This window comes from Candidatus Binatia bacterium, assembly GCA_036563615.1.
Taxonomy (GTDB): Bacteria; Desulfobacterota; Binatia; order UBA12015; family UBA12015; genus DATCMB01.
Window position 1 is genome coordinate 1 of record DATCMB010000013.1, and the last position, 19,980, is coordinate 19,980.

Genomic DNA, 19,980 nt, shown 5'->3' on the forward strand with positions numbered 1-19,980 from the left:
GTCAGATAAAGGATTTGAGGAAGTTCTACAACAAAAATTGGGTGGCCCATTTTGCAGCTGACAACCGCTGTCAAAATTCTTCGCCCATCCTTCGCCCGCGCACGGTCCGCGTCTGACAACGGTTGTCAAAGGGAGCGCACCGAGCCAGGGCGCCGCGGAGGGGCCGCGGATGCGCGTCAGGAGCTAGAAATCCTCGGTGTCAGTCCAAGAAACACCGTCACGATGCCTCCGAGAAAGAGGCCGGGACATCGAGGGAGCGACGGGGAGCGTCAGAACGAGGCGGAAGCCCGAGAGGTGGGCGTCCGAGAGGAGCGACGCTGCGGTCGCGAACGAGCGCGTCGCGGGGGTCGAGGCCGGCAGCGGGGGCGGAGCGCACGGCGCACGTGCGCTCCGCCGAAAGGGCTCTGCCGGAAGCCCTGAGAGCTCGCCGACTTAGAGCCGCTCGATGATCGTTCCGGTGCCGAGGCCGCCGCCGCAGCACATCGCGATCAGCCCGTAGCGCCCGCCGGTGCGCTCGAGCTCGTGCAGCGCGGTCGTGATCAGGCGCGCGCCGGTCGAGCCGGTCGGGTGGCCGAGCGCGATCGCGCCGCCGTTCGGGTTGACGCGCTCGGGGTTCGGCTGGAGCTCCTTCTCCCAGGCCAGCACGACCGAGGCGAAGGCCTCGTTGACCTCGAAGGTGTCGATCTGGTCGACCGTCAGCCCGGCCTGCTTCAGCACCTTGCGCGACGCCGGGATCGGGCCCTTGAGCATCGTCACCGGATCGACGCCGACCAACGTCGTCGCGACGATGCGCGCGCGCGGCTTGAGGCCGAGCTCCTTCGCCTTCTCCGGCGAGGCGAGCAGCACCGCGGCGGCGCCGTCCGACACCTGCGACGAGGTGCCCGCGGTGTGGATGCCGCCCGGCACGACCGGGTTCAGCGTCGCGAGCTTCTCGAGCGATGTGTCGCGCAGGCCCTCGTCCTTCTCGACGACGCGCTTCTCGCCGGTCTCCTTGCCCTCCTCGTTCAGCACCGGCGCGGTGATCGGCACCACCTCGCGGGTGAAGCGGCCCTCGGCCCACGCGCGCGCCGCCTTCTGCTGGCTCTGCAGGCCGAAGCGGTCGGTGTCCTCGCGCGTGATGCCGTACTCCTTGGCGATGCGCTCGGCGCCCTCGAACTGCGACGTCGGCTCGTAGCGGTCCATGTAGCTCTGACCGAGCGGTGAGCCGCCCTTCATGTTCGAGCCGAGCGGCACGCGGGTCATCATCTCGACGCCGCAGGCGAGCACGAGGTCCTCGATGCCGGCGCCGATCATGCCGGCCGCGAGCGACGTCGCCTGCTGCGACGAGCCGCACTGGCTGTCGACCGTGGTCGCCGCGACCTCCATCGGGAAGCCCTGCGCGAGCCAGGCGACGCGCGCGATGTTGAACGACTGCTCGCCGACCTGCGACACGCAGCCGCCGACGACCTGTCCTACCTGGCCGGGGTCGATGCCGGCGCGCTCGATCGCCGCGCGCTGCACCGCACCGAGAAGATCCGACGGATGGAGCCCGGAGAGCCCACCCTTCCTGCGCCCGATCGGGCTCCGCACGGCTTCGACGATGTACACCTCACGCATGAACGACTCCTGATGTTCTGTGGTTCGACCTCGCCACCGGTCTCGACTATCGTGCGCTCCGCCGCGACGCCAGCGAGCGTCGCGCGCGGTCCGACGGAGGCGCCGGGGCTGACGATTCCAGCTTTCCCCGCCACGCCGAGATCGTTAGAGAATGGCCGCCCGGGCCATCGACGCCACACGACGCGAGTCTTCGATGAGAATGCCGAGACGCTTCCCGCTCGCGCTGGCCGTCTTCGTGGCCGGCGCCTCTCTCGCCGCCTCGCTCGCGGCGCCGGAGCGCCCCGCCGACGCGCCGGGCGCAGCCACCGCCGCCAAGTCGGACGCCGCAACCGCTGCAAGGTCGGAGACGACGAACGAGTCGCAAACGACCGCCGCGGCGGGCGCCACGAGCCGTCCCAGCGTGCTGGTGATCACGCTCGACACCACGCGCGCCGACCACACCTCCGCCTACGGCTACGACCGCCCGACGACGCCGCGCCTCGAGGAGATGGCGCGCGACGGCGTGCGCTTCGACGTCGCCTACGCGCCGATGGCGACGACGCTGCCGTCGCACACCACGATGTTCACGGGCCTCCTGCCGCGCACGCACGGCACGCTCAAGAACGGCCTCGTGGTGGACCAGAAGCTGCCGCTTCTCGCCGAGATCCTGCGCAACGACGGCTACCGCACCGCAGCCTTCCTGAGCTCGTTCGCGGTCGCGTCGCGCTTCGGCCTCGCGCGCGGCTTCGAGGTCTACGACGAGAACTTCCGCGACGGCGAGTGCAAGTGGGACGTCCACCGCTGGGAAGGCCACAACATCCAGGGCGACTTCTGCCGCCGCGGCGACCTGACGCGCGTGCGCGCCGAGACGTGGCTCCGGGAGAACGGCTACCTCGCGCGCGAGTCGTCGCCCGAGAAGCCGTTCTTCGTCTGGGTCCACCTCTTCGATCCGCACAATCCGTACGATCCGCCGCCCGAGCACGCGAAGCTCTTCCCGCCGCGCGGCAACCCGCCGACCGGCCTCGACCGCGAGATCGCCGCCTACGACGCCGAGATCCACTTCGCCGACGAGCAGGTCGGCAAGCTGCTCGACACGCTCGCCCAGGCCGGCAAGCTCGACGACACGCTGGTGATCGTCGCCGGCGATCACGGCGAGGGCCTGATGGACCACGGCTGGATGCTGCACGGCCTGCAGATCTACGAGGAGTCGGTGCGGATCCCGTTCATCATGCGCTGGCCCGCGAAGCTGCCGCGCGGCAAGGTGGTCGCGGAGCCGATCGAGCTCACCGACATGACGCCGACGATCCTCGAGGTCACCGGCGGCTCGCTGCCGGCGTCGGCCCGCCAGCCCGAGGGCAAGAGCCTGATCGCCGCCGCGACCGGAAAGGAGAAGCTCGACCCCGAGCGTCGCGTCCACCTGCAGCGCCGCTTCTACGCGTCGCGCGCCGAGCGCGGCGTCCCGGTGCGCGGCGACAAGCACGCGGTGCGCGTCGGGCGCTGGAAGTACATCGCGGCGCCCGAGGAGAAGACCTTCGAGCTCTTCGACCTGGTCAGCGACCCGCGCGAGAAGCGCAACCTGTCGGAGGAGAAGCCCGCCGAGCGCGAGCGGCTCGCGGCCGCGCTCGACGACTGGCTCCGGACGCCCGCGACCAAGATGCAGCCGCGTCGCGTCTCGGAGGAGGACGCAAAGCGCCTCGAGGCGCTGGGCTACGTGCAATGACGGCGCTGCGCGCGGCGTGCGCGGCGCTCGTCCTCGCGACGCTCGCCGTGGCGGTGCGCCCGGCGCCGGCCGGGTCCGAGGCCACCGCGGCTGCGGACGCTGCGAAGAGCGAGCGTCTCAACCTGATCTTCGTCACGGTCGACACGCTGCGTGCCGACCACCTGGGCTTCGCCGGCTACCCGCGCGACACCTCGCCGAACCTCGACCGCCTCGCCAAGGAAGGAGTCTGGTTCTCGCGCGTCTACTCGCACTCGGCGACCACCGGCGCCGCGCACGCGTCGCTGTTCACGTCGCTGCCGCCGCGCGAGCACGGCGTGACCGCGAACAGCCAGCCGTTTCCCGACAAGCCGTCGCTGATGCGCGCGCTCGGCGAGCGCGGCTGGTACACCGCGGGCTTCGTCTCGAGCTTCGTCATGAGCCGCAAGTCGAAGGTGCAGCACCACTTCGACCACTTCGACGACGAGCTCACGACGCCCGAGCCAAACCGAAGGACGCGCTACGAGCGTCCCGCCGAGCAGACCGTCGACGCGGCGCTCGCGGCGCTCGATGCGCGGCCGAAGGACAAGCCGTTCTTCTTCTGGCTGCACCTGATCGACCCGCACGGTCCGTACGCCGCGCCGGTCGACCCCGACCGCTACGTCGGCGACGCGCACTACGGCAAGATCGGCAAGCAGATCCCGATCGGCACGACCGACTGGGAGCACTACAAGATCCCGCGCTACCAGGTGCTCGACGGCCGCACCGACGCCGACTACTACGTCGCGCGCTACGATGCCGAGATCCGCTACATGGACGGCGCGCTCGGCCGCCTGTTCGAGGAGCTCCGCAAGCGCGGGCTCGATCGCAACACCGTGATCGCGGTCACCGCCGACCACGGCGAGACGCTCGCCGAGCCCGGCCACCAGCGCTACTTCTCGCACGGCGCGATCACGTACGAGGAGACGGTGCGCATCCCGCTCGTCATCCGCGAGCCCGGGGAGCAGCGCCTCGCGCGCGTCGACCGCGATCAACCGGTGTCGTCGCTCGACGTCGCGCCGACGCTGCTCGCGCTGCTCGGCGTGCCCGCGCCGGAGACCTTCCGCGGCCGCAACCTGCTCACCGCCGAGCCGCAGCCCGACGCGCCGATGTACTCGCTCGGCGGCTACGGCACCGACAACCTCGAGAAGAACGTCGGCACGCAGTTCAGCGTCCGCAAAGGGCCGCTGCGCTACATCGTCAATACCAAAGACGGTAGCGAGGAGCTCTACGACCACCGCACCGACCCCGGCGAGACGCGCAACCTGATCGCGCAGCCGCCCGTGTCGCTCGCCGAGCTGCGCGCCGGGCTCGACGCGGCGGTGGGCGAGCGCAACGTCGCGCGTGCCGAGCCGCCGCCGCCGAGCGCCGACCACGCCGCGGCGCTGCGCGCCCTCGGCTACGTCGAGTGAGGCCCGGGCGCCGCTGCCGTCGATGACCGTCGCCGCCGGCTTCCCCGCGTCCGCCGCCGCGCCGGGCGCTGCCGCCGGGACGGCGGCCGGACGCCGCGCGCGCTGGCCCTACGCGGGCTTCTTCCTGCTGGCGGCGATCTTCGGCTGGGAGCTGCTGCTCCTTGGCCGCATCCTGCTGCCGACCAATCCCGCCACCGTCGCGCCGTGGATCGGCGACGTGAGCCCGGAAGCCGCCGCCGTGCCGAGCAACGGGCTCATGATGGACACGCTGATCTTCACCCTGCCGGCGCGGGTCTACAACGGCGAGATGCTGCGCGCGGGGGAGATCCCGTTCTGGAACCCGCACGTCTTCGCAGGCTACCCGCACTACGCGCTCATCCAGAACAACGCGCTCTACCCGCTGAGCGCGCTCTTCGACCTGATCGAGCCGATCTCGGGGATGGGCTTCAGCATCCTGCTGCACCTGGCGCTCGCGGGATGCTTGACGTTCGCGTTCCTGCGCGCGCAGGGGCTCGCGGACGCGCCGGCGTTCGTCGGCGCCGCGGCGTTCGAGCTGAACGGCATGTTCCTCGTCCGCATCAGCGCGCCGAGCTACGTCTTCAGCGGCACCTGGCTGCCGCTGATGCTGCTCGGCGCGCTGCGGCTCGCGCGCAGCGGCGAGATCCGCGCGGGCTGGCCGCTGCTGATCGCGGTGACGCTGAGCGTGCTCGGCGGCCATCCGCAGATCACCTCGCTGTGCTTGACGATGACCGGCGCCTTCCTCGTCGTCGAGGTGCTGGCGACGGCGGGCGAGCGCCGGGTCGCGCGCCTCGCCCACGCGGTGGGCGCGATGGCCGTGCTGGTCGTGCTCGGCGTCGGCGTCGCGGGCTTCCAGGTGGTGCCCTTCCTCGAGCTGATGGGGAGCTCGGCGCGCGGCGCCGAGCCGCTCGAGGTCTACCGGCGCTCGACGCTGCCGTTCACCGGGCTCCTGCAGGCGATCGTGCCCGACGTCTTCGGCCACCCGAACGAGACCAACTACTGGTTCGCCGAACTCGCGCACCTGGTCGACGGCATCGCCGACGACGAGCGCGGCTGGGTGCTCAACTACTGCGGACAGAACCTCTACACCGGGCTCGTGCCGCCGGTGCTCGCCGCGGTCGCGGTCGCGCGCTCCTCGCGGCGGCGTGCGGTGCTGTTCCTCGCCGCGGTCGCGATCGCGAGCCTCGGCATCCTGCTCGGCGGACCGCTCCTCGACCTCGCCTACTTCACGATCCCGGGCTTTCGGCACTCGCGTCCCGACCGCGTGGTCTTCCTCTACATGAGCGCCGTCGCGCTGCTCGCCGCGTACGGCTTCGCGGCGCTCGCGGGCGACGACGCCGCTGCGCACGACGCCGCGCAGAGGCGGCGCACGCGCTGGCAAGCGCTCGCCGTGCTGCTGGTCCTCGGAATGATGGTCGCCTGGCCGGTCGCGACGCGCGTCGTGGACCCGCAGGCCCGCGCCGAGCTCGCGACCTGGCTCGCCGAGGCGCGCGCGCGCTGGGCGCTCCATGCTCCGGCGCTCCGGCCGCAGACGATCGCCACCGCCGTGCTCGCGCTCGCCTGCGGCGCGCTCGTGCTCGCTGCGCGTCGGCTGCCGCGCGCCGTGCAGCTCGCCTGCTGGACGACGCTGCTCGTCGTGCCGCTCCTGCTCTTCGGCTGGCGCTTCAACCCCATGCAGGTGCGCCCCGAGTTCGGCACGACGGCGTTCGAGCAGGCGCTGCTGCGCGCGAACGAGGCGCGGGGCGGCGTGCGCGTCGCGCGCATCCTCGTCGGGCTGCGCCAGGCGCTGCCGGCCAACACCCTGCAGCAGCTCGGCGTCGACGACATCCACGGCGCGAGCGCGGCCGGCGTCGGCGGCTACCTCGACCTGATCGCCACCGCGGACCCGCAAGCCGTGGCCCGGAGCAAGTACTTCCGCGCCTTTCGCGACGCGGAGGTCGCGTCGACCAGGCTGCTCGACCTGCTGAACGTCGGCCTCGTGCTGGCGAACGTCGAGCTGCCGCCGCCCTACGAGCCGCTCGCGAGCGAGGACGGCGTCACGCTGTATGCGAACCCGCGCACGCTGCCGCGCTTCTTCCTCGTCGAGCAGATCGAGCGCTACGCGACGCCGGAGGAAGGACGCGCGCGGCTGCTGTCGCCGAGCTTCGATCCGTCGCGGCGCGTGCTGCTGCGCGCCGAGGACGACGTGACGCTGCCGCCGTCGCCGGCGGGTGCTGCGAGCTCGGGCGCGACGCGCGTTCGCGTCGAGGACCGGAGCGCGCACGCGGTCCGGCTCCGCGTCACGGCGCCGCAGCCCGCGGTGCTGGTGTCGAGCGAGGTCTTCTACCCGGGCTGGCAGACGCGGATCGACGGCGAGGTCGCCCCGACGCTGCTCGTCAATACCGCATTTCGCGGGGTCGTGCTGCCGGCGGGCGAGCACGAGGTCGAGATGGTCTACGTGCCGCGCTCCTTCCACCTCGGCGTCGCGGTCACGGTCGTCTCGCTGCTCGCCGCGGCGCTCGTGCTGCGCCCGCGCAGGATTCGGAGTGCTTGATGCGTAGGCCCCTCGTCGTCGTGCTGCTGGTGGTCGTGGGCGTCGTCGCGCTCGCGCTCGGCGTCGCGCGGCGCGGACCCGCGCAGCGCAGCGCGCCGCCCAGCGTGCTGCTGTTCACCATCGACACGCTGCGCGCCGACCACCTCGGCTGCTACGGCGGCACGCGCGTCGCGACGCCGAACATCGATCGCCTCGCGGCCGAGGGCGTGCTGTTCGAGAACGCGGCGTGCCCGATGCCGATGACGCGCCCGTCGCTGTCGACGATCCACACCTCGCTGCTGCCGCGCGAGCACGGCGTCGTGAACAACTCGCTCGCGCTACCCGAGGACGCGCAGACCCTCGCCGAGACGTTCGCCGCCGCGGGCTGGACGACGGCGGCCTTCACGCCGGTGCGTCTCCTCGATCAGCACTCCGGCCTCGCGCAGGGCTTCGCGACCTACGTCGCGCCCGAAGCGCACCACCTGCCGGCCGATGGCGTCGCGCCGCCGGCGCTCGACTGGATCGAGGCGCACGATCGCGCGCGTCCGTTCTTCGTCTGGCTGCACCTCTTCGACCCGCACCTGCCCTACGCGCCGCCTCCCGAATACGTCAGCGACGAGGGCCCGGCGCGCGTCTCGTGGCGCAGCCTCCTCGCGACCGCGGAGCAGAACGGCGGCGACGTGCCGGCGAGCGTGCTCGAGCGCGCGCTCGAGCTCTACGCGGGCGAGGTGGCGTACGTCGACCACTGGGTGGGCCAGGTGCTCGACCGTCTGACGCGCCTCGAGTTGCTCGACGACACCATCGTGCTCTTCACCGCGGATCACGGCGAGTGCTTCGACCACGGCGTGTTCTTCGAGCACTCCGACTGCCTGTACGAGGGTGCTGCGAAGGTTCCGCTGATCGTGCGCTATCCGGCACGGATCGCGCCCGGCACGCGGGTCGTGGCGCAGGTCCAGCACCTCGACGTCGCGCCGACGATCCTCGCGCTCGCCGGCGTCGACGTGCCGGACGCCTTCCGCGGCCGCGCGCTCCTGCCGACGCCGCCCGCGCCCGCCGAGCGCGGCGGCCCCGAAGCGTTCGCGCTGATCGAGCACCCGCTCTACCCGCAGGGCAGCGCGAGCCGACGCAGGCGCAAGCAGGACCGCATCCTCTCGGTCGCGGGCATGCCGACGCGCCCGCCGGCGATCGAGCGGCGCGGCGCTGCGCTGCGCGGCGAGCGCTGGAAGCTGATCCGCGAGCCGGGCGTGCTCGAGCTCTACGACCTGCCCTCCGACCCGGCCGAGAGCACGAACCTCGCGACGCAAGACGCCGCGCGCACGGCCGAGCTCGAGAAGCGGCTCGACGCGAAGCTCGCGGAGACGCCGCTGCGCGTGCTCGAGCCGGGCACGATCGACCCGCGCCTGCGCGAGACGCTGCGCGCGCTCGGGTACGTGCAGTAGGCGGCGCGAAAGCGGCGCGCGTCTGCGCGCGAGACGCCGCTCAGCGCGCGGCGCTCACGGCGTGCCGCCCGCGGCCGACGTTCCCGCGGCGCCCTTCTCCGCGCCCTCGCCCTTCTCCGCGCCCTCGCCCTTCCCCGACGCCGCGGCCGCGGCCATCCACGCGTCGACCACGCGCGGCTCGAGCCGCCGCATGCGCACCAGCGCGGCGCGCTTTCCGTCGCGACCGTTCGGGTTCAGGAACTCCCACACCATCTCCCCGTCCGGCGTCACCTCGAACGCGCGCCCGCTGTCCGACTGCGCGACCAGCGTGTTGCCGTTCGCGAGCCGCTGATTGGCGCCGCGGGTCTGGGTGTAGAACGTCTCTGGCTCGGGGGCGCGGTACTGCCAGACGATCTTGCGCGTCTTCGGGTCGAGCTCGACGACGCGCGACCAGCCGCGGCCGAGCCCGTTGTCGAACACGAGGAAGTTGCCGCTCGGCAGCACCACCGCGTCGTGCGGACCGGAGAGCTCGCTCTGTCCCCACGCCCACACGACCTTCCTCGCGTCCCAGTCGATCACCACCACCGCGTCCTGGTGGCGGATCGTGACGACGACGTTCTGCGGCGCGTAGAGCGGGTCGCGCGCGGCGAGCTTCGGATCCTGCATCCAGAAGACGGAGTTCGCGTGCAGCAGGTCGAGGTGGCGCTTGCCGCGCTTGCGGCCGCGCAGCTTGAACTGCTCGCGCGGCGCGGTCTTCAGGAGCTCGTAGAGTGACGCCGACGCGCGCACCTCGCCGTCGGGTGAGAGCAGCGTCAGCGAGTCGTCCTTCAGGTCGCGCGCCTCGTCGAGCTCGGGCACGCGGCGGAAGGTCGAGGTCAGGACCGCGATCTCGCCGCGCGGCGTCCACTGGATGTCGTGGTGCGCGCCGAGCGGACGCCGCCACACGACGCGGCCGTCGAAGCCGAGACGCGCCACGTAGCGACCGGCGGACCAGGGCCGTCCCCCGCCGGGCGGCAGCTCGCGGCCGATCACCAGCACGTCGCCGTCGGGCGTGAAGCTCGAGTTGTCCCAGCGGTGACATGGCTCGAGCGCCCAGGTGCGCAGCACGTGGCCCTCGGCGTCGATGAGCTGCGCCGAGCAGAGGTGCGCGTTGGTGAAGTAGTTGTAGCCCGGCTGCGAGCGCGCGCGGTCGTACAGCACGACGCCCGAGCGCGCGGGGTCGAGCGGCTCCTGGGTGACGTCGACGTAGCCGAGCGCCTGCAGCCGCTCGATCTCCGCACGCGACGGCTCGGGCGCGCGCGCCGCGCTCGCCGGCGGCGCCTTGGCGTCCCCGCCGGCGGCCTGCTCGTCCGCGAGGACGGCGAACGGAGCGAGCGCCGTGGCGCACGCGGCGACGATGGCGGTGCGGAGGAAGCCTCGCATTGGCACGCCCAGCCGCGTTGCACTATGGATTGGCCCCTTGCGGATCAACCGTTGCCTGCTGCTCGCCGTGCTGCTGGCCGTCGTGCACCTGGCGCGCTTCGAGCCGACGCGGCAGCCGATCGTCACCGACGTCCGTTACTACGTCTACTTCGCCGAGCGGATCGTCGACGGCGCGATCCCGCACCGCGACTACTTCGACAACAAGACGCAGCTCGCGGCGATGGCGGGCGCGGCGTTCGACCTCGTCGGACGCGCGCTCGGCGTCGAGCCGCTGCTGGCGATGCGCGTCGGCTACCTCGCGCTCACCGGTCTCGCGGCGCTGCTCGTGTTCGCGATCCTGCGCCGGCTGTTCGATGGCTCGTGCGTCGCCGGGCTGCTGGGCCTCGCGTGCTACCTCGGCTTCTCGCTGCTCGGCTTCCTGCCGTCGATCGGTCCGCTGCCGAAGCTGCTGATGATGGTCCTCGCCTGCGCCGCGGCGCTGCTCGCCGCGCGCGGCGCCTGGCTCGTCGCCGGCGCGTGCGGCGCGCTCGCGTTCTTCGACTGGCAGATCGGCGCGCTCGTGGGCGTCGCGGTGTTCGTCGCATCGCTCGCCGAGCGCGAGGAGCGCACGCGCGCCGTCGTGCGCACGGTCGCCGGCGGCGCCGGGATGCTCGCGCTGGTCGCCGGCTGGCTCGCCTGGCACGGCGCGCTCGTGACGACGTACGAGCAGGTGGTCTCGACCTCGCTCGCGCGCGGCTCGAGCGCGCTCGCGCGCAAGACGCTCCCCGACCGCGTCGCCCAGATCGCCGAGCTGGTCGAGCGCGGGTGCCCCGGCCACGAGTGGCTGGTCGTCCTCGGCCTGCTCGGCTTGCTGCTGTTTCCGCTCGTCGTGTGGCGCAACCGCGGACGTCCGACGCAGCGGCTCGCGCTCGTGATCGGCGTCTTCGGCGCCGGCATCGTCGCCTTCACGCTGACGGACTTCCAGGCGTTCGGCGATCTGTTCGCGCTGCTCGCGAGCCTCTCGGTGTTCGCCGGCGCGGCGCTCGGCCTGCTCTACACCGCCGTGCAGCAGCGGCTCGTGACCCGGCCCGCCGCGTCGCGCGCCGTCGCGGTCGCGACCGTGCTCGTCGCGCTCGTCGCGCTGCGCATCGGACGCCCGCGCCTCGACATCGCGTTCCCGCACGAGATCACGCGCGGCGCGACGGCGCTCGCGGATCAAGTGAGCGTCGCGCGCAAGCTCGACGAGGAGACCCGCGGGCTGCGCCTGCTCATCGTCAACTGCTCGGAGCAGCTCTACTTGACGGGACGCACGAACCTGCTGCCGATCGCGTTCTGGAACCGCGCCTCGCACGACTACTTCCGCGGCACCTCGCCGGAGATCTCGCGCGCGACGCTGATCCGCATGATCACCGCGGCCGATCCGGACGCGGTCGCGTGTCCGACCAAGCCGATCGAGCGCGAGCTCGAGCGCAACCGCGGCTTCGAGCGCCTCGTGCTGCGCGCCGACGAGGGCGAGTACGAGATCGTCCTCCTGCGCCGGCGCGACGCACGCCCGCACGACGGCGCGGGCAGCGCCGCAGGCGACGCCCACGCACGGTTCTAGAGCGCGCACGGCGGCCCTTTCTTTCGTTAAAGACGCCGCCGTGAGCTGCCGAATCTCGCTGCGCGGAGGTGCACGGATGCAGGCGAGGGAGCGCGAACGGACGTCGCGGGGGACGGGGCGTGCGGTGGCGGGCGCGATCCTGCTCGCGCTCGTGCTCGCGGCTTGCAGCGACGCCCCCGCGCCGCTCGATCCCGCGACGCTGACGATCGCCGAGCTGCACGCCGCGCTGCGCGACGGGCGCACGACCTGCGTCGAGATCGCCCGCCGGTCGCTCGCGCGCATCGCCGCGCTCGACGACGCAGGCCCCGCGCTCAACGCCGTTCTCGAGACCAACCCCGACGCGCTCGCGATCGCCGCCGAGCTCGACGCCGCCTACGCCGAGCGCGGACCGGTCGGGCCGCTGCACTGCGTGCCGCTCGCCGTCAAGGACAATTATGGAACCGGCGACCGCATGCGCACCACCGCGGCGTCGCTGACCATGGGCGACTTCGTCGCGCGCGAGGACGCGCTCTCGATCGCCAAGCTGCGCGCCGCGGGCGCGCTGCCGATCGCCAAGGTCAACATGGACGAGTTCGCGACCGGCGCGACGGGCTACAGCTCGCGCGGCGGCCAGACGCTCGGCGCGTACAAGCTGAACCGCATCCCCGGCGGCTCGAGCGGCGGCTCGGCGGTCGCGGTCGCCGCCGGCATGGCCGTGCTCGCGACCGGCAGCGACACCGCGGGCTCGATCCGCATCCCGGCCGCGTTCAACTCGCTGGTCGGCATCAAGCCGACGCTCGGCCTCATCGGCCGCTCGGGGATCGTCCCGGCGTCGCTCGACCTCGACGTCCCGGGTCCGCTCGCGCGCACCGTGACGGACGCCGCGATCGCGCTCGGCGCGATGACCGGCATCGACCCGGGCGATCCGGCGACCGAGGCGAGCGCCGGGCGCTTCTTCACCGACTACACGCCGTTCCTCGACCCGGACGGCCTGCGCGGCGCGCGGCTCGGCGTGCTGCGCGAGCTGCTCGGCAACCCGCTCGGCGGGCTCAATCCGGAGGTCGACGCGACGCTCGCGTCGAGCCTCGCGGCGATGGGCGCGCACGGCGCGACGCTCGTCGATCCGACCACGGTGCCGCACGTCGTCGGCGAGGACGACTTCTTCGAGATGCTGGTCGTGCTCGGCAGCGGCTCGTTCGCGCCCGACGTCGACGCGTACTTCGCGACCGACGGCGCGGGCGCGCCGGTCCGGAGCGCGGAGGACATCCTTCGTGCGGCGCGCGCGCTCGGCCCCGACGTCGTCAAGAACCTGCCGCAGCTCGAAGCGGCGGTCGCGACCGTCGTGACGCCGGAGCAGCGCGCGCACGCGCTCGCGCTGCGGGCGCGGCTCGTCGATGCGGTCGTCGGCGCGATGGACGCGGCGGGCGTCGAGGCGCTGGTCTTTCCCACGCTGCTCTGCCCCGCGACGCCGCTGCCGGGCGTGATCGATCCGGACTTCGTCTGCGTCGGCGCGCCGCCGATGCCGTACGCGTTCGGCGAAGCGTTCGGCGGCGACCCGATCCTACTCGCCTCGCTCGCAGGTCTCCCCGAGATCACCGTGCCGGCGGGCTACACCCGAGACGGCGCGCCGATCGGGGTCTCGTTCCTCGGACGTCCGTTCAGCGAGCCGACGCTCCTTCGCCTCGCGTACGCTTTCGAGCAGGCGACGCAGGCGCGGCGGCCGCCGTCTTTCGGCTCGTCCGCAGCCGGCTGACGCGCGCGCGCTGGGGCTGAGCTGCGCGCTGCGTGCGCGGCGTCCTGCGCTGCGTGCGTGACGTGGCGCGCTCCGTGCGCGCGGACGACGTCGGACGCTGCGCGCGCGCCGCACGCGGCATGAGGCCCTCGAGCACGCAGCTCATGATCTCGTCCATCGTGCGCGGCGTCGTGTCGATGTGCCGGACGAGCTTGCGGTAGTAATACGCGCCGCAGATGACGTCGATCATCACGTCGCGATCGACGTCGTCGCGCAGCGCGCCCGCCGCGATCGCACGGTCGACCTCGCGACGCAGGTTCTCGCGCTTCGGGCGCAGATAGCGCTCCTGGAAGACCTCCTTGAGGCGGGCGTCGGTGTGCGTCGTGGCGATGAGCTCGGCGAGCGCGTCGCCCAGCTCGCCGCCCAGCAGACGCGCGACGTGGCGCGCGCGACCGCGCAGGTCCTCGAGCGGCGCGTCCGTCGTGACCGACGGCAGGCGCGAGTTGATCTCCTCGAAGAACGCGTCCATCGCCGCCGCGGCCGCGCACGGCCACCAGCGGTAGAGCGTGGCCTTGCTGACGCCGGCACGCTCCGCTACTGCCTCGGCCGTCACGCCGGCGACGCCGTGCTTCTTCAGCAGCGTGAGCGCCGCGCGCAGGATCGCGCGTTTCGCCGCTTCGCTCCGCGGACGGCCCGGCCGCGTCGTGATCTCTCCCTCCATTTGACCCTCGCTTGACACAGGGTAGTCGTTTCTAGACAGTACGTATCGTTTTTGAATGGTGTCGTCCAACGCTTTCCGTCCCCTCACCATCGCTCTCGCACCCGTCTTTCTGGCCGCCTGCATGGTGGGACCGGACTACGTCCGCCCGGAGCCGCCTCTGCCGCCCGCCTGGCACACGAGCGTGGAACCGGTCTCCTTCGAGCCCGGCGCCCCGGTCGGACGCTGGTGGGACCAGTTCCGCGACCCGGAGCTGACGCGCCTCGTGGAGCGCGCGGTGCATGCGAACCTCGACCTCGTGCAGGCGACGGCGCGCGTCGCCGAGGCGCAGGCGCTCTACGGCGCCACGGCGTCGGCGCTGTTCCCCGCGATCGACGCGCAGGGTGACGTCTTTCGCCAGCGCTCGAGCGTGAACGCGCTCTTCCCGGGCGGCGACGAGGACACGCTCTACCAGATCGGCGTGTCGGCGGGCTGGGAGGTCGATCTCTGGGGGCGCGTGCGGCGCTCGGTCGAGTCGGCGGGCGCGAGCCTGGAAGCGAGCGACGAGGACCGGCGCGCGGTGCTGGTCGCGGTGATGGCCGAGGTCGCGCGCTCCTACCTCGACGCGCGCACGCTGCAGCAGCGTCTGGCGGTCGCGCGCAAGAACCTCGAGTCGCAGCGCCAGATCGTCGAGCTGACGCGGGTGCGCTTCGAGGGCGGCATCGCGTCGTCACTCGATGTGGCGCAGGCAGAGAGCGTCTACGCGAGCACGCGCACGATCATCCCGCCGTTCGAGTCCGCGCTCGCGCAGCAGTTCAACCGGCTGAGCGTGCTGCTCGGCGAGAACCCGGGCGCGATCGCGGAGGAGCTCGCGCAGCCCGCGCCGATCCCGCCGCCGCCGGCGGCGCTCACCGTCTCGCTGCCGGCCGACGTCGTGCGCCAGCGCCCCGACGTGCGCCGCGCCGAGCGCGAGCTCGCGGCGCAGACGGCGCGCATCGGCGTCGCGACCGCGGAGCTCTACCCGCGCCTCACGCTGCTCGGCCAGTTCGGCTTCGACGCGACCAAGGCGGCCGACCTCTTCCAAGGTCCGAGTCGGTCCTACTCGGTGGGCCCATCGGTGACGTGGCCGGTGTTCGACGCCGGACGCATCCGCTCGCTGATCGGCGCCGAGGAAGCGCGCACCGCGCAAGCGCTCGCCCGCTACGAGCAGACGATCCTGCTCGCGTTCGAGGAGGTCGAGAACGCGCTGGTTGCGTTCGCGCGGCTGCGCGACGAGCGCGAGGCGACGCTCGACGCGGTCGACGCGGCGAACCTCTCTCTCGAGCTCTCGACCGCGCTCTACAAGGACGGGCTCGTGGATTTCCAGAACGTCCTCGACGCGCAGCGCACCGTGCTGCAGTTCGAGGATCAGCTCGCTCGCGTCGACGGCGCGCTGGTGCAGAGCCTGGTGCAGCTCTACCGCGCGCTCGGCGGAGGCTGGGCCGCGATGGAGCCGCCGGTGGAGGAGGGACCGCAGCAGGCGCACGGACGGCCCGAGGAAGCAGGTCACGCATGAGGAGCTCGATCACCAGCAACCGGCTCGTCGCAGCGCTCGCGGCCGCGACGCTGCTCATCGCCGCCGCGTGCAGCCCGCCGCCCCCTCCGCCGCCACCGCCGCCCAAGGTCGTGGTCGCGCACCCACTCGACCGCGAGGTCACCGAGTGGGACGAGTACACGGCGCGCTTCGAGGCCACCGACTACGTCGAGATCCGGCCGCGCGTCGGCGGCTACCTCGAGAAGGTGCACTTCACCGACGGCGCCACCGTCGAGGAGGGCACGCTGCTCTTCACCATCGACCCGCGCCCCTACGAGGCGATCCTGCGGCGCGCCGAGGGCGATCTCGCGGTCGCGAAAGCGCGCCTCGACCTCGCGCGCAAGCGCCTCGAGCGCGCCGACAGCCTGGTCGCGCGCAACGCGATCTCGCGCGAGGAGGCCGACACGCGCGCCGCGGAAGCGCGTCAAGCAGAAGCGGCGGTGCTCGCCGCGCAGGCCGCGGTCGACGCGGCGAAGCTCGACGTCGAGTTCACGAAGGTGCGCGCGCCGATCTCGGGCCGCGTCGGACGCAAGCTCGTCACCGAGGGCAACCTGGTGAACGGCGGCTCCGGCACGCAGGGCACGCTGCTCACCACGGTCGTGTCGCTCGACCCGATGTACGTCTACTTCGACGCCGACGAGCGCGCCTTCCTCAAGTACCAGCGGCTCGCGCAGCTCGGCGAGCGGCCGAACTGGCGCGACGCGCGCGTCCCGGTCGAGATCGCGCTCGCCGACGAGGAGTCGTTCCCGCACACGGGCTACATCGACTTCGTCGACAACCAGCTCGACGCCGGCACCGGCACGATGATCTTCCGCGCCGTGGTCGAGAATCCCTACGGGCAGTTCACGCCTGGCCTGTTCGCGCGTCTGCGTCTGCCAGGACGCGGACGCTACCGCGCGCTGCTCATCCCGGACGAGGCGGTGGTCAGCGACCAGGCGCGCAAGATGGTCTACGTCGTCGACGACCAGAACGTCGCGCACAGCCGGCCCGTCGCGCTGGGCTCGATGTTCGACGGCATGCGCATCGTCCGCGAAGGTCTGCTGCCGACCGACCGCGTCGTCGTGAGCGGCGTGCAGCGCGTCCGGCCGGGCGCGCCGGTCGAGCCCGAGGAGAGGACGCTCACCACGGTCGCGCAGGGACAGCCGAACGGTCCGGCGACCTCGCCGCCCGCGTTCGTCGAGGACGGGAAGTGAGAATCTCGCACTTCTTCATCGACCGCCCGATCTTCGCGGCGGTCCTGTCGATCGTCATCGTCATCCTCGGCGCGCTCTCGTACAACGCGCTGCCGGTCGCACAGTACCCCGAGGTGGTGCCGCCGACGATCGTCGTGCGCGCGTCGTACCCCGGCGCGCCGCCCGAGGTGATCGCGGAGACCGTCGCGACGCCGATCGAGCAGGAGGTCAACGGCGTCGAGGACATGCTCTACATGTCCTCGCAGAGCACGACCGATGGTCAGATGACGCTGACCATCACCTTCAAGCTCGGCACCGACCTCGACAAGGCGCAGGTGCTCGTGCAGAACCGCGTCGCGACCGCCGAGCCGCGCCTCCCCGAGGAGGTGCGCCGCATCGGCGTCACGACGCTCAAGAGCTCGCCCGACCTGCTGATGGTCGTGCACCTGCTGTCGCCCGACGAGCGCTACGACCAGCTCTACATCGGCAACTACGCGCTCATTCAGCTGCGCGATCAGCTCGCGCGCATCGACGGCGTCGGCGAGGTCAGCCTGTTCGGCCTGCGCGAGTACAGCATGCGCGTCTGGCTCGACCCCGAGCGCCTCGCCGCACGCAACCTGGCGACGAGCGACGTCGTGCAGGCGCTGCGCGAGCAGAACGTGCAGGTCGCGTCCGGCATCATCGGCCAGCCGCCGGTCGGCAAGGAGGTCGCGTTCCAGCTCCCGGTGACCACGCTCGGACGTCTGCTCGAGCCCGAGCAATTCGAGAACGTGGTCATCAAGCGCGGCGAGGACGGACGCATCACGCGCCTGCGCGACGTCGCGCGCATCGAGCTCGGCGCGCGCGACTACGGCGTCAACAGCTACCTCGACAACCAGCCTGCGGTCGCGATGGCGATCCTGCAGCGTCCGGGCTCGAACGCGCTCGCGACCGCCGACGCCGTGCAGGCGAAGATGGACGAGCTCTCGAAGAGCTTCCCGCCGGGGCTCGAGTACCGGATCGTCTACAACCCGACGGTCTTCGTGCGCGAGTCGGTGAACGCGGTGATCGATACGCTGTGGGAGGCGGTCGGTCTCGTCGTCCTGGTCGTGCTGGTCTTCCTGCAGTCCTGGCGTGCGAGCGTCATCCCGCTGCTCGCGATCCCGGTGTCGCTGATCGGCACGTTCGCCGTCATGGCGGTGCTCGGCTTCTCGCTGAACATGCTGTCGCTGTTCGGCCTCGTGCTCGCGATCGGCATCGTGGTCGACGACGCGATCGTCGTCGTCGAGAACGTCGAGCGGCACATCGCCGCCGGGCTGCCGCCGCGCGAAGCGGCGCGTAAAGCCATGGACGAGGTGACCGGCGCGGTGATCGCGATCGCGTTCGGTCTCTCGGCGGTGTTCGTGCCGACCGCGTTCATCAGCGGCATCTCGGGTCAGTTCTACCGCCAGTTCGCGCTCACCATCGCGGTGTCGACGATGCTGTCGGCGTTCAACTCGCTGACGCTGAGCCCGGCGCTCTGCGCGCTGCTGCTCAAGCCGCACGGCGAGCGTCGCGACTGGTTCTCGCGCCTCTGGGACCGCGTGCTCGGCCGCTTCTTCGCCGCCTTCAACGCCGGCTTCGAGCGCATGACGCACGGCTACGCGCGCGCAGTCGGCTGGCTCGTGCGGCGCTCCGTGATCGGCTTCGCCGTCTACGCGCTGCTGCTGGTCGCGACCGCGATCGGCTTCTCGCGCGTGCCGACCGGCTTCATCCCGCCGCAGGACGCGGGCTACCTCATCGTCGCGATCCAGCTTCCCGACGGCGCGTCGCTCTCGCGCACCGACGCCGTCGTGCGCCGCGCGAGCGAGATCATCCTCGACACGCCCGGCGTCAACAATGCGGTCGCCTTCGCCGGCTTCTCCGGCGCGACGCGCGCCAATGCGTCGAACGCGGCGGCGATCTTCGTCAGCCAGGCGCCGTTCGAGGAGCGCGCCAAGCACGGTCCGACGGCCGACGAGATCCGCCAGACGCTGCAGGAGCGGCTCGGCGAGATCACCGACGCCGACATCTTCGTCATCGCGCCGCCGCCGGTGCGCGGCCTCGGCACGTCGGGTGGCTTCAAGCTCTACGTCCAGGACCGCGGCGGCCGCGGCCTCGACGCCCTGCAGGAAGCGACCGACGCCTACGTCGACGCCGCGCGCGCCGATTCGCGGCTCGTCGGCGTGTTCACGCCGTTCCGCTCGGCGACGCCGCAGCTCTACGCCGACATCGACCGCGTCAAGGCAAACAAGCTCGACGTCCCGCTCGGCAACGTGTTCGACACGCTGCAGGTCTACCTGGGCTCGGTGTACGTCAACGACTTCAACCGCTTCGGCCGCACCTTCCAGGTGCGCGCGCAGGCGGAGAGCAGCTTCCGCGACCTGCCCGAGGACATCATGCAGCTGCGCACCCGCAACACCGCGGGTGAGATGGTGCCGCTCGGCTCCGTGCTCAACATCGAGTCGCGCAGCGGCCCCGATCGCGTCGTGCGCTACAACATGTTCCCCGCCGCCGAGGTCAACGGCGACGCCGCGCCCGGCGAGAGCCAGGGCACGGCGATGTCGATCATGGAGCAGCTCGCGCAGCAGATCCTGCCCGAGGGCATGGCGATCGAGTGGACGGACATCGCCTACCAGGCGAAGCTCGCCGGCAACACGGCGCTGTTCATCTTCCCGCTCTGCGTGCTGTTCGTCTTCCTGGTGCACGCGGCCGAGTACGAGAGCTGGCTGCTGCCGCTCGCGATCATCATGATCGCTCCGATGTGTCTGCCGTTCGCGCTCGCCGGCACGGTGCTCGCGGGAATGGACAACAACCTGATCACGCAGATCGGCTTCGTCGTCCTGATCGGTCTCGCGGCGAAGAACGCGGTGCTGATCGTCGAGTTCGCGAAGCAGGCGGAAGAGGAAGGCAAGGACCGCTTCACCGCCGCGATCGAGGCCTGCCGCCTGCGTCTGCGGCCGATCCTGATGACCTCGTTCGCGTTCATCCTGGGCGTCGTGCCGCTGGTCCGCGCGCTCGGTCCGGGCGCCGAGATGCGGCGCGCGCTCGGCACCGCGGTGTTCAGCGGCATGCTCGGCGTGACGATCCTCGGCTTGTTCTTGACGCCGGTGTTCTACGTCACGCTGCGCCGCTTCGGGCGCAGCCTGCACTGAG

13 protein-coding genes are annotated in these 19,980 nt (G+C 72.0%); 9 read left to right on the forward strand and 4 right to left on the reverse strand.

Annotation, left to right across the window (positions count from 1 at the left end):
- Window positions 1-432: 432 nt before the first annotated feature.
- Both VIS07_09785 and VIS07_09790 read right to left on the reverse strand, forming a co-directional pair.
- Window positions 433-1,596 carry a steroid 3-ketoacyl-CoA thiolase gene (locus VIS07_09785; protein HEY8515788.1) on the reverse strand — a complete coding sequence of 388 codons (1,164 nt, stop codon included), beginning with the start codon at window positions 1,594-1,596 and terminating at the stop codon, window positions 433-435.
- Window positions 1,597-1,740: 144 nt separating this feature from the next.
- A complete protein-coding gene (locus VIS07_09790) occupies window positions 1,741-2,010 on the reverse strand; it encodes a hypothetical protein (protein HEY8515789.1) in 270 nt (89 codons plus the stop codon).
- Here VIS07_09790 and VIS07_09795 point away from each other — a divergent pair.
- Genes VIS07_09795 through VIS07_09810 form a run of 4 tightly spaced genes read left to right on the forward strand, consistent with a single transcriptional unit; the run spans window position 1,997 to window position 8,691 of the window.
- The gene (locus VIS07_09795) at window positions 1,997-3,295 is read left to right on the forward strand and encodes a sulfatase (protein ID HEY8515790.1); all 1,299 of its coding nucleotides are present in this window, start codon (window positions 1,997-1,999) and stop codon (window positions 3,293-3,295) included. The genes VIS07_09790 and VIS07_09795 overlap by 14 nt on opposite strands.
- Window positions 3,292-4,722 carry a sulfatase gene (locus VIS07_09800; GenBank protein ID HEY8515791.1) on the forward strand — a complete coding sequence of 477 codons (1,431 nt, stop codon included), beginning with the start codon at window positions 3,292-3,294 and terminating at the stop codon, window positions 4,720-4,722. Before VIS07_09795 ends, VIS07_09800 begins: the two co-directional genes overlap by 4 nt.
- Before the next feature lie 22 nt (window positions 4,723-4,744).
- Complete coding sequence (locus VIS07_09805) at window positions 4,745-7,273, forward strand: hypothetical protein (GenBank protein HEY8515792.1); 2,529 nt, start codon at window positions 4,745-4,747, stop codon at window positions 7,271-7,273.
- Entirely contained in the window at window positions 7,273-8,691 is a 1,419-nt protein-coding gene (locus tag VIS07_09810) for a sulfatase (GenBank protein ID HEY8515793.1), read from the forward strand. The genes VIS07_09805 and VIS07_09810 overlap by 1 nt, the downstream gene beginning before the upstream one ends.
- 54 nt (window positions 8,692-8,745) lie before the next feature.
- Here the strand turns inward: VIS07_09810 and VIS07_09815 are convergent, their stop codons facing one another.
- Complete coding sequence (locus VIS07_09815; GenBank protein HEY8515794.1) at window positions 8,746-10,092, reverse strand: aryl-sulfate sulfotransferase; 1,347 nt, start codon at window positions 10,090-10,092, stop codon at window positions 8,746-8,748.
- A gap of 37 nt (window positions 10,093-10,129) precedes the next feature.
- Here VIS07_09815 and VIS07_09820 point away from each other — a divergent pair, with 37 nt between their 5' ends.
- Window positions 10,130-11,674, forward strand: coding sequence for a hypothetical protein (locus VIS07_09820; protein ID HEY8515795.1), 1,545 nt, complete (start codon window positions 10,130-10,132; stop codon window positions 11,672-11,674).
- Window positions 11,675-11,798: 124 nt separating this feature from the next.
- Window positions 11,799-13,406 carry an amidase family protein gene (locus VIS07_09825; protein ID HEY8515796.1) on the forward strand — a complete coding sequence of 536 codons (1,608 nt, stop codon included), beginning with the start codon at window positions 11,799-11,801 and terminating at the stop codon, window positions 13,404-13,406.
- On the opposite strand, the gene VIS07_09830 is transcribed toward VIS07_09825, so the two are convergent.
- Entirely contained in the window at window positions 13,312-14,106 is a 795-nt protein-coding gene (locus VIS07_09830) for a TetR/AcrR family transcriptional regulator (GenBank protein ID HEY8515797.1), read from the reverse strand. The genes VIS07_09825 and VIS07_09830 overlap by 95 nt on opposite strands.
- Window positions 14,107-14,161: 55 nt before the next feature.
- Here VIS07_09830 and VIS07_09835 point away from each other — a divergent pair, with 55 nt between their 5' ends.
- Genes VIS07_09835 through VIS07_09845 form a run of 3 tightly spaced genes read left to right on the forward strand, consistent with a single transcriptional unit; the run spans window position 14,162 to window position 19,979 of the window.
- Entirely contained in the window at window positions 14,162-15,637 is a 1,476-nt protein-coding gene (locus tag VIS07_09835; GenBank protein HEY8515798.1) for an efflux transporter outer membrane subunit, read from the forward strand.
- On the forward strand, window positions 15,634-16,848 hold the full coding sequence (locus VIS07_09840) for an efflux RND transporter periplasmic adaptor subunit (protein HEY8515799.1): 1,215 nt from the start codon (window positions 15,634-15,636) through the stop codon (window positions 16,846-16,848). Before VIS07_09835 ends, VIS07_09840 begins: the two co-directional genes overlap by 4 nt.
- Window positions 16,845-19,979 (forward strand): multidrug efflux RND transporter permease subunit, encoded by a 3,135-nt coding sequence (locus tag VIS07_09845; protein ID HEY8515800.1) that lies wholly within the window; start codon window positions 16,845-16,847, stop codon window positions 19,977-19,979. The genes VIS07_09840 and VIS07_09845 overlap by 4 nt, the downstream gene beginning before the upstream one ends.
- The last annotated feature ends 1 nt before the right edge of the window (window position 19,980 follow it).

Bases quoted from the DNA above. Each gene is read 5' to 3' on its own strand.
- VIS07_09810 (HEY8515793.1), top strand. From the start codon at position 7,273: ATGCGTAGGCCCCTCGTCGTCGTGCTGCTGGTGGTCGTGGGCGTCGTC.
- VIS07_09800 (HEY8515791.1), top strand. From the start codon at position 3,292: ATGACGGCGCTGCGCGCGGCGTGCGCGGCGCTCGTCCTCGCGACGCTC.
- VIS07_09840 (HEY8515799.1), top strand. From the start codon at position 15,634: ATGAGGAGCTCGATCACCAGCAACCGGCTCGTCGCAGCGCTCGCGGCC.
- VIS07_09805 (HEY8515792.1), top strand. From the start codon at position 4,745: ATGACCGTCGCCGCCGGCTTCCCCGCGTCCGCCGCCGCGCCGGGCGCT.
- VIS07_09830 (HEY8515797.1), bottom strand. From the start codon at position 14,106: ATGGAGGGAGAGATCACGACGCGGCCGGGCCGTCCGCGGAGCGAAGCG.
- VIS07_09785 (HEY8515788.1), bottom strand. From the start codon at position 1,596: ATGCGTGAGGTGTACATCGTCGAAGCCGTGCGGAGCCCGATCGGGCGC.
- VIS07_09815 (HEY8515794.1), bottom strand. From the start codon at position 10,092: ATGCGAGGCTTCCTCCGCACCGCCATCGTCGCCGCGTGCGCCACGGCG.
- VIS07_09835 (HEY8515798.1), top strand. From the start codon at position 14,162: ATGGTGTCGTCCAACGCTTTCCGTCCCCTCACCATCGCTCTCGCACCC.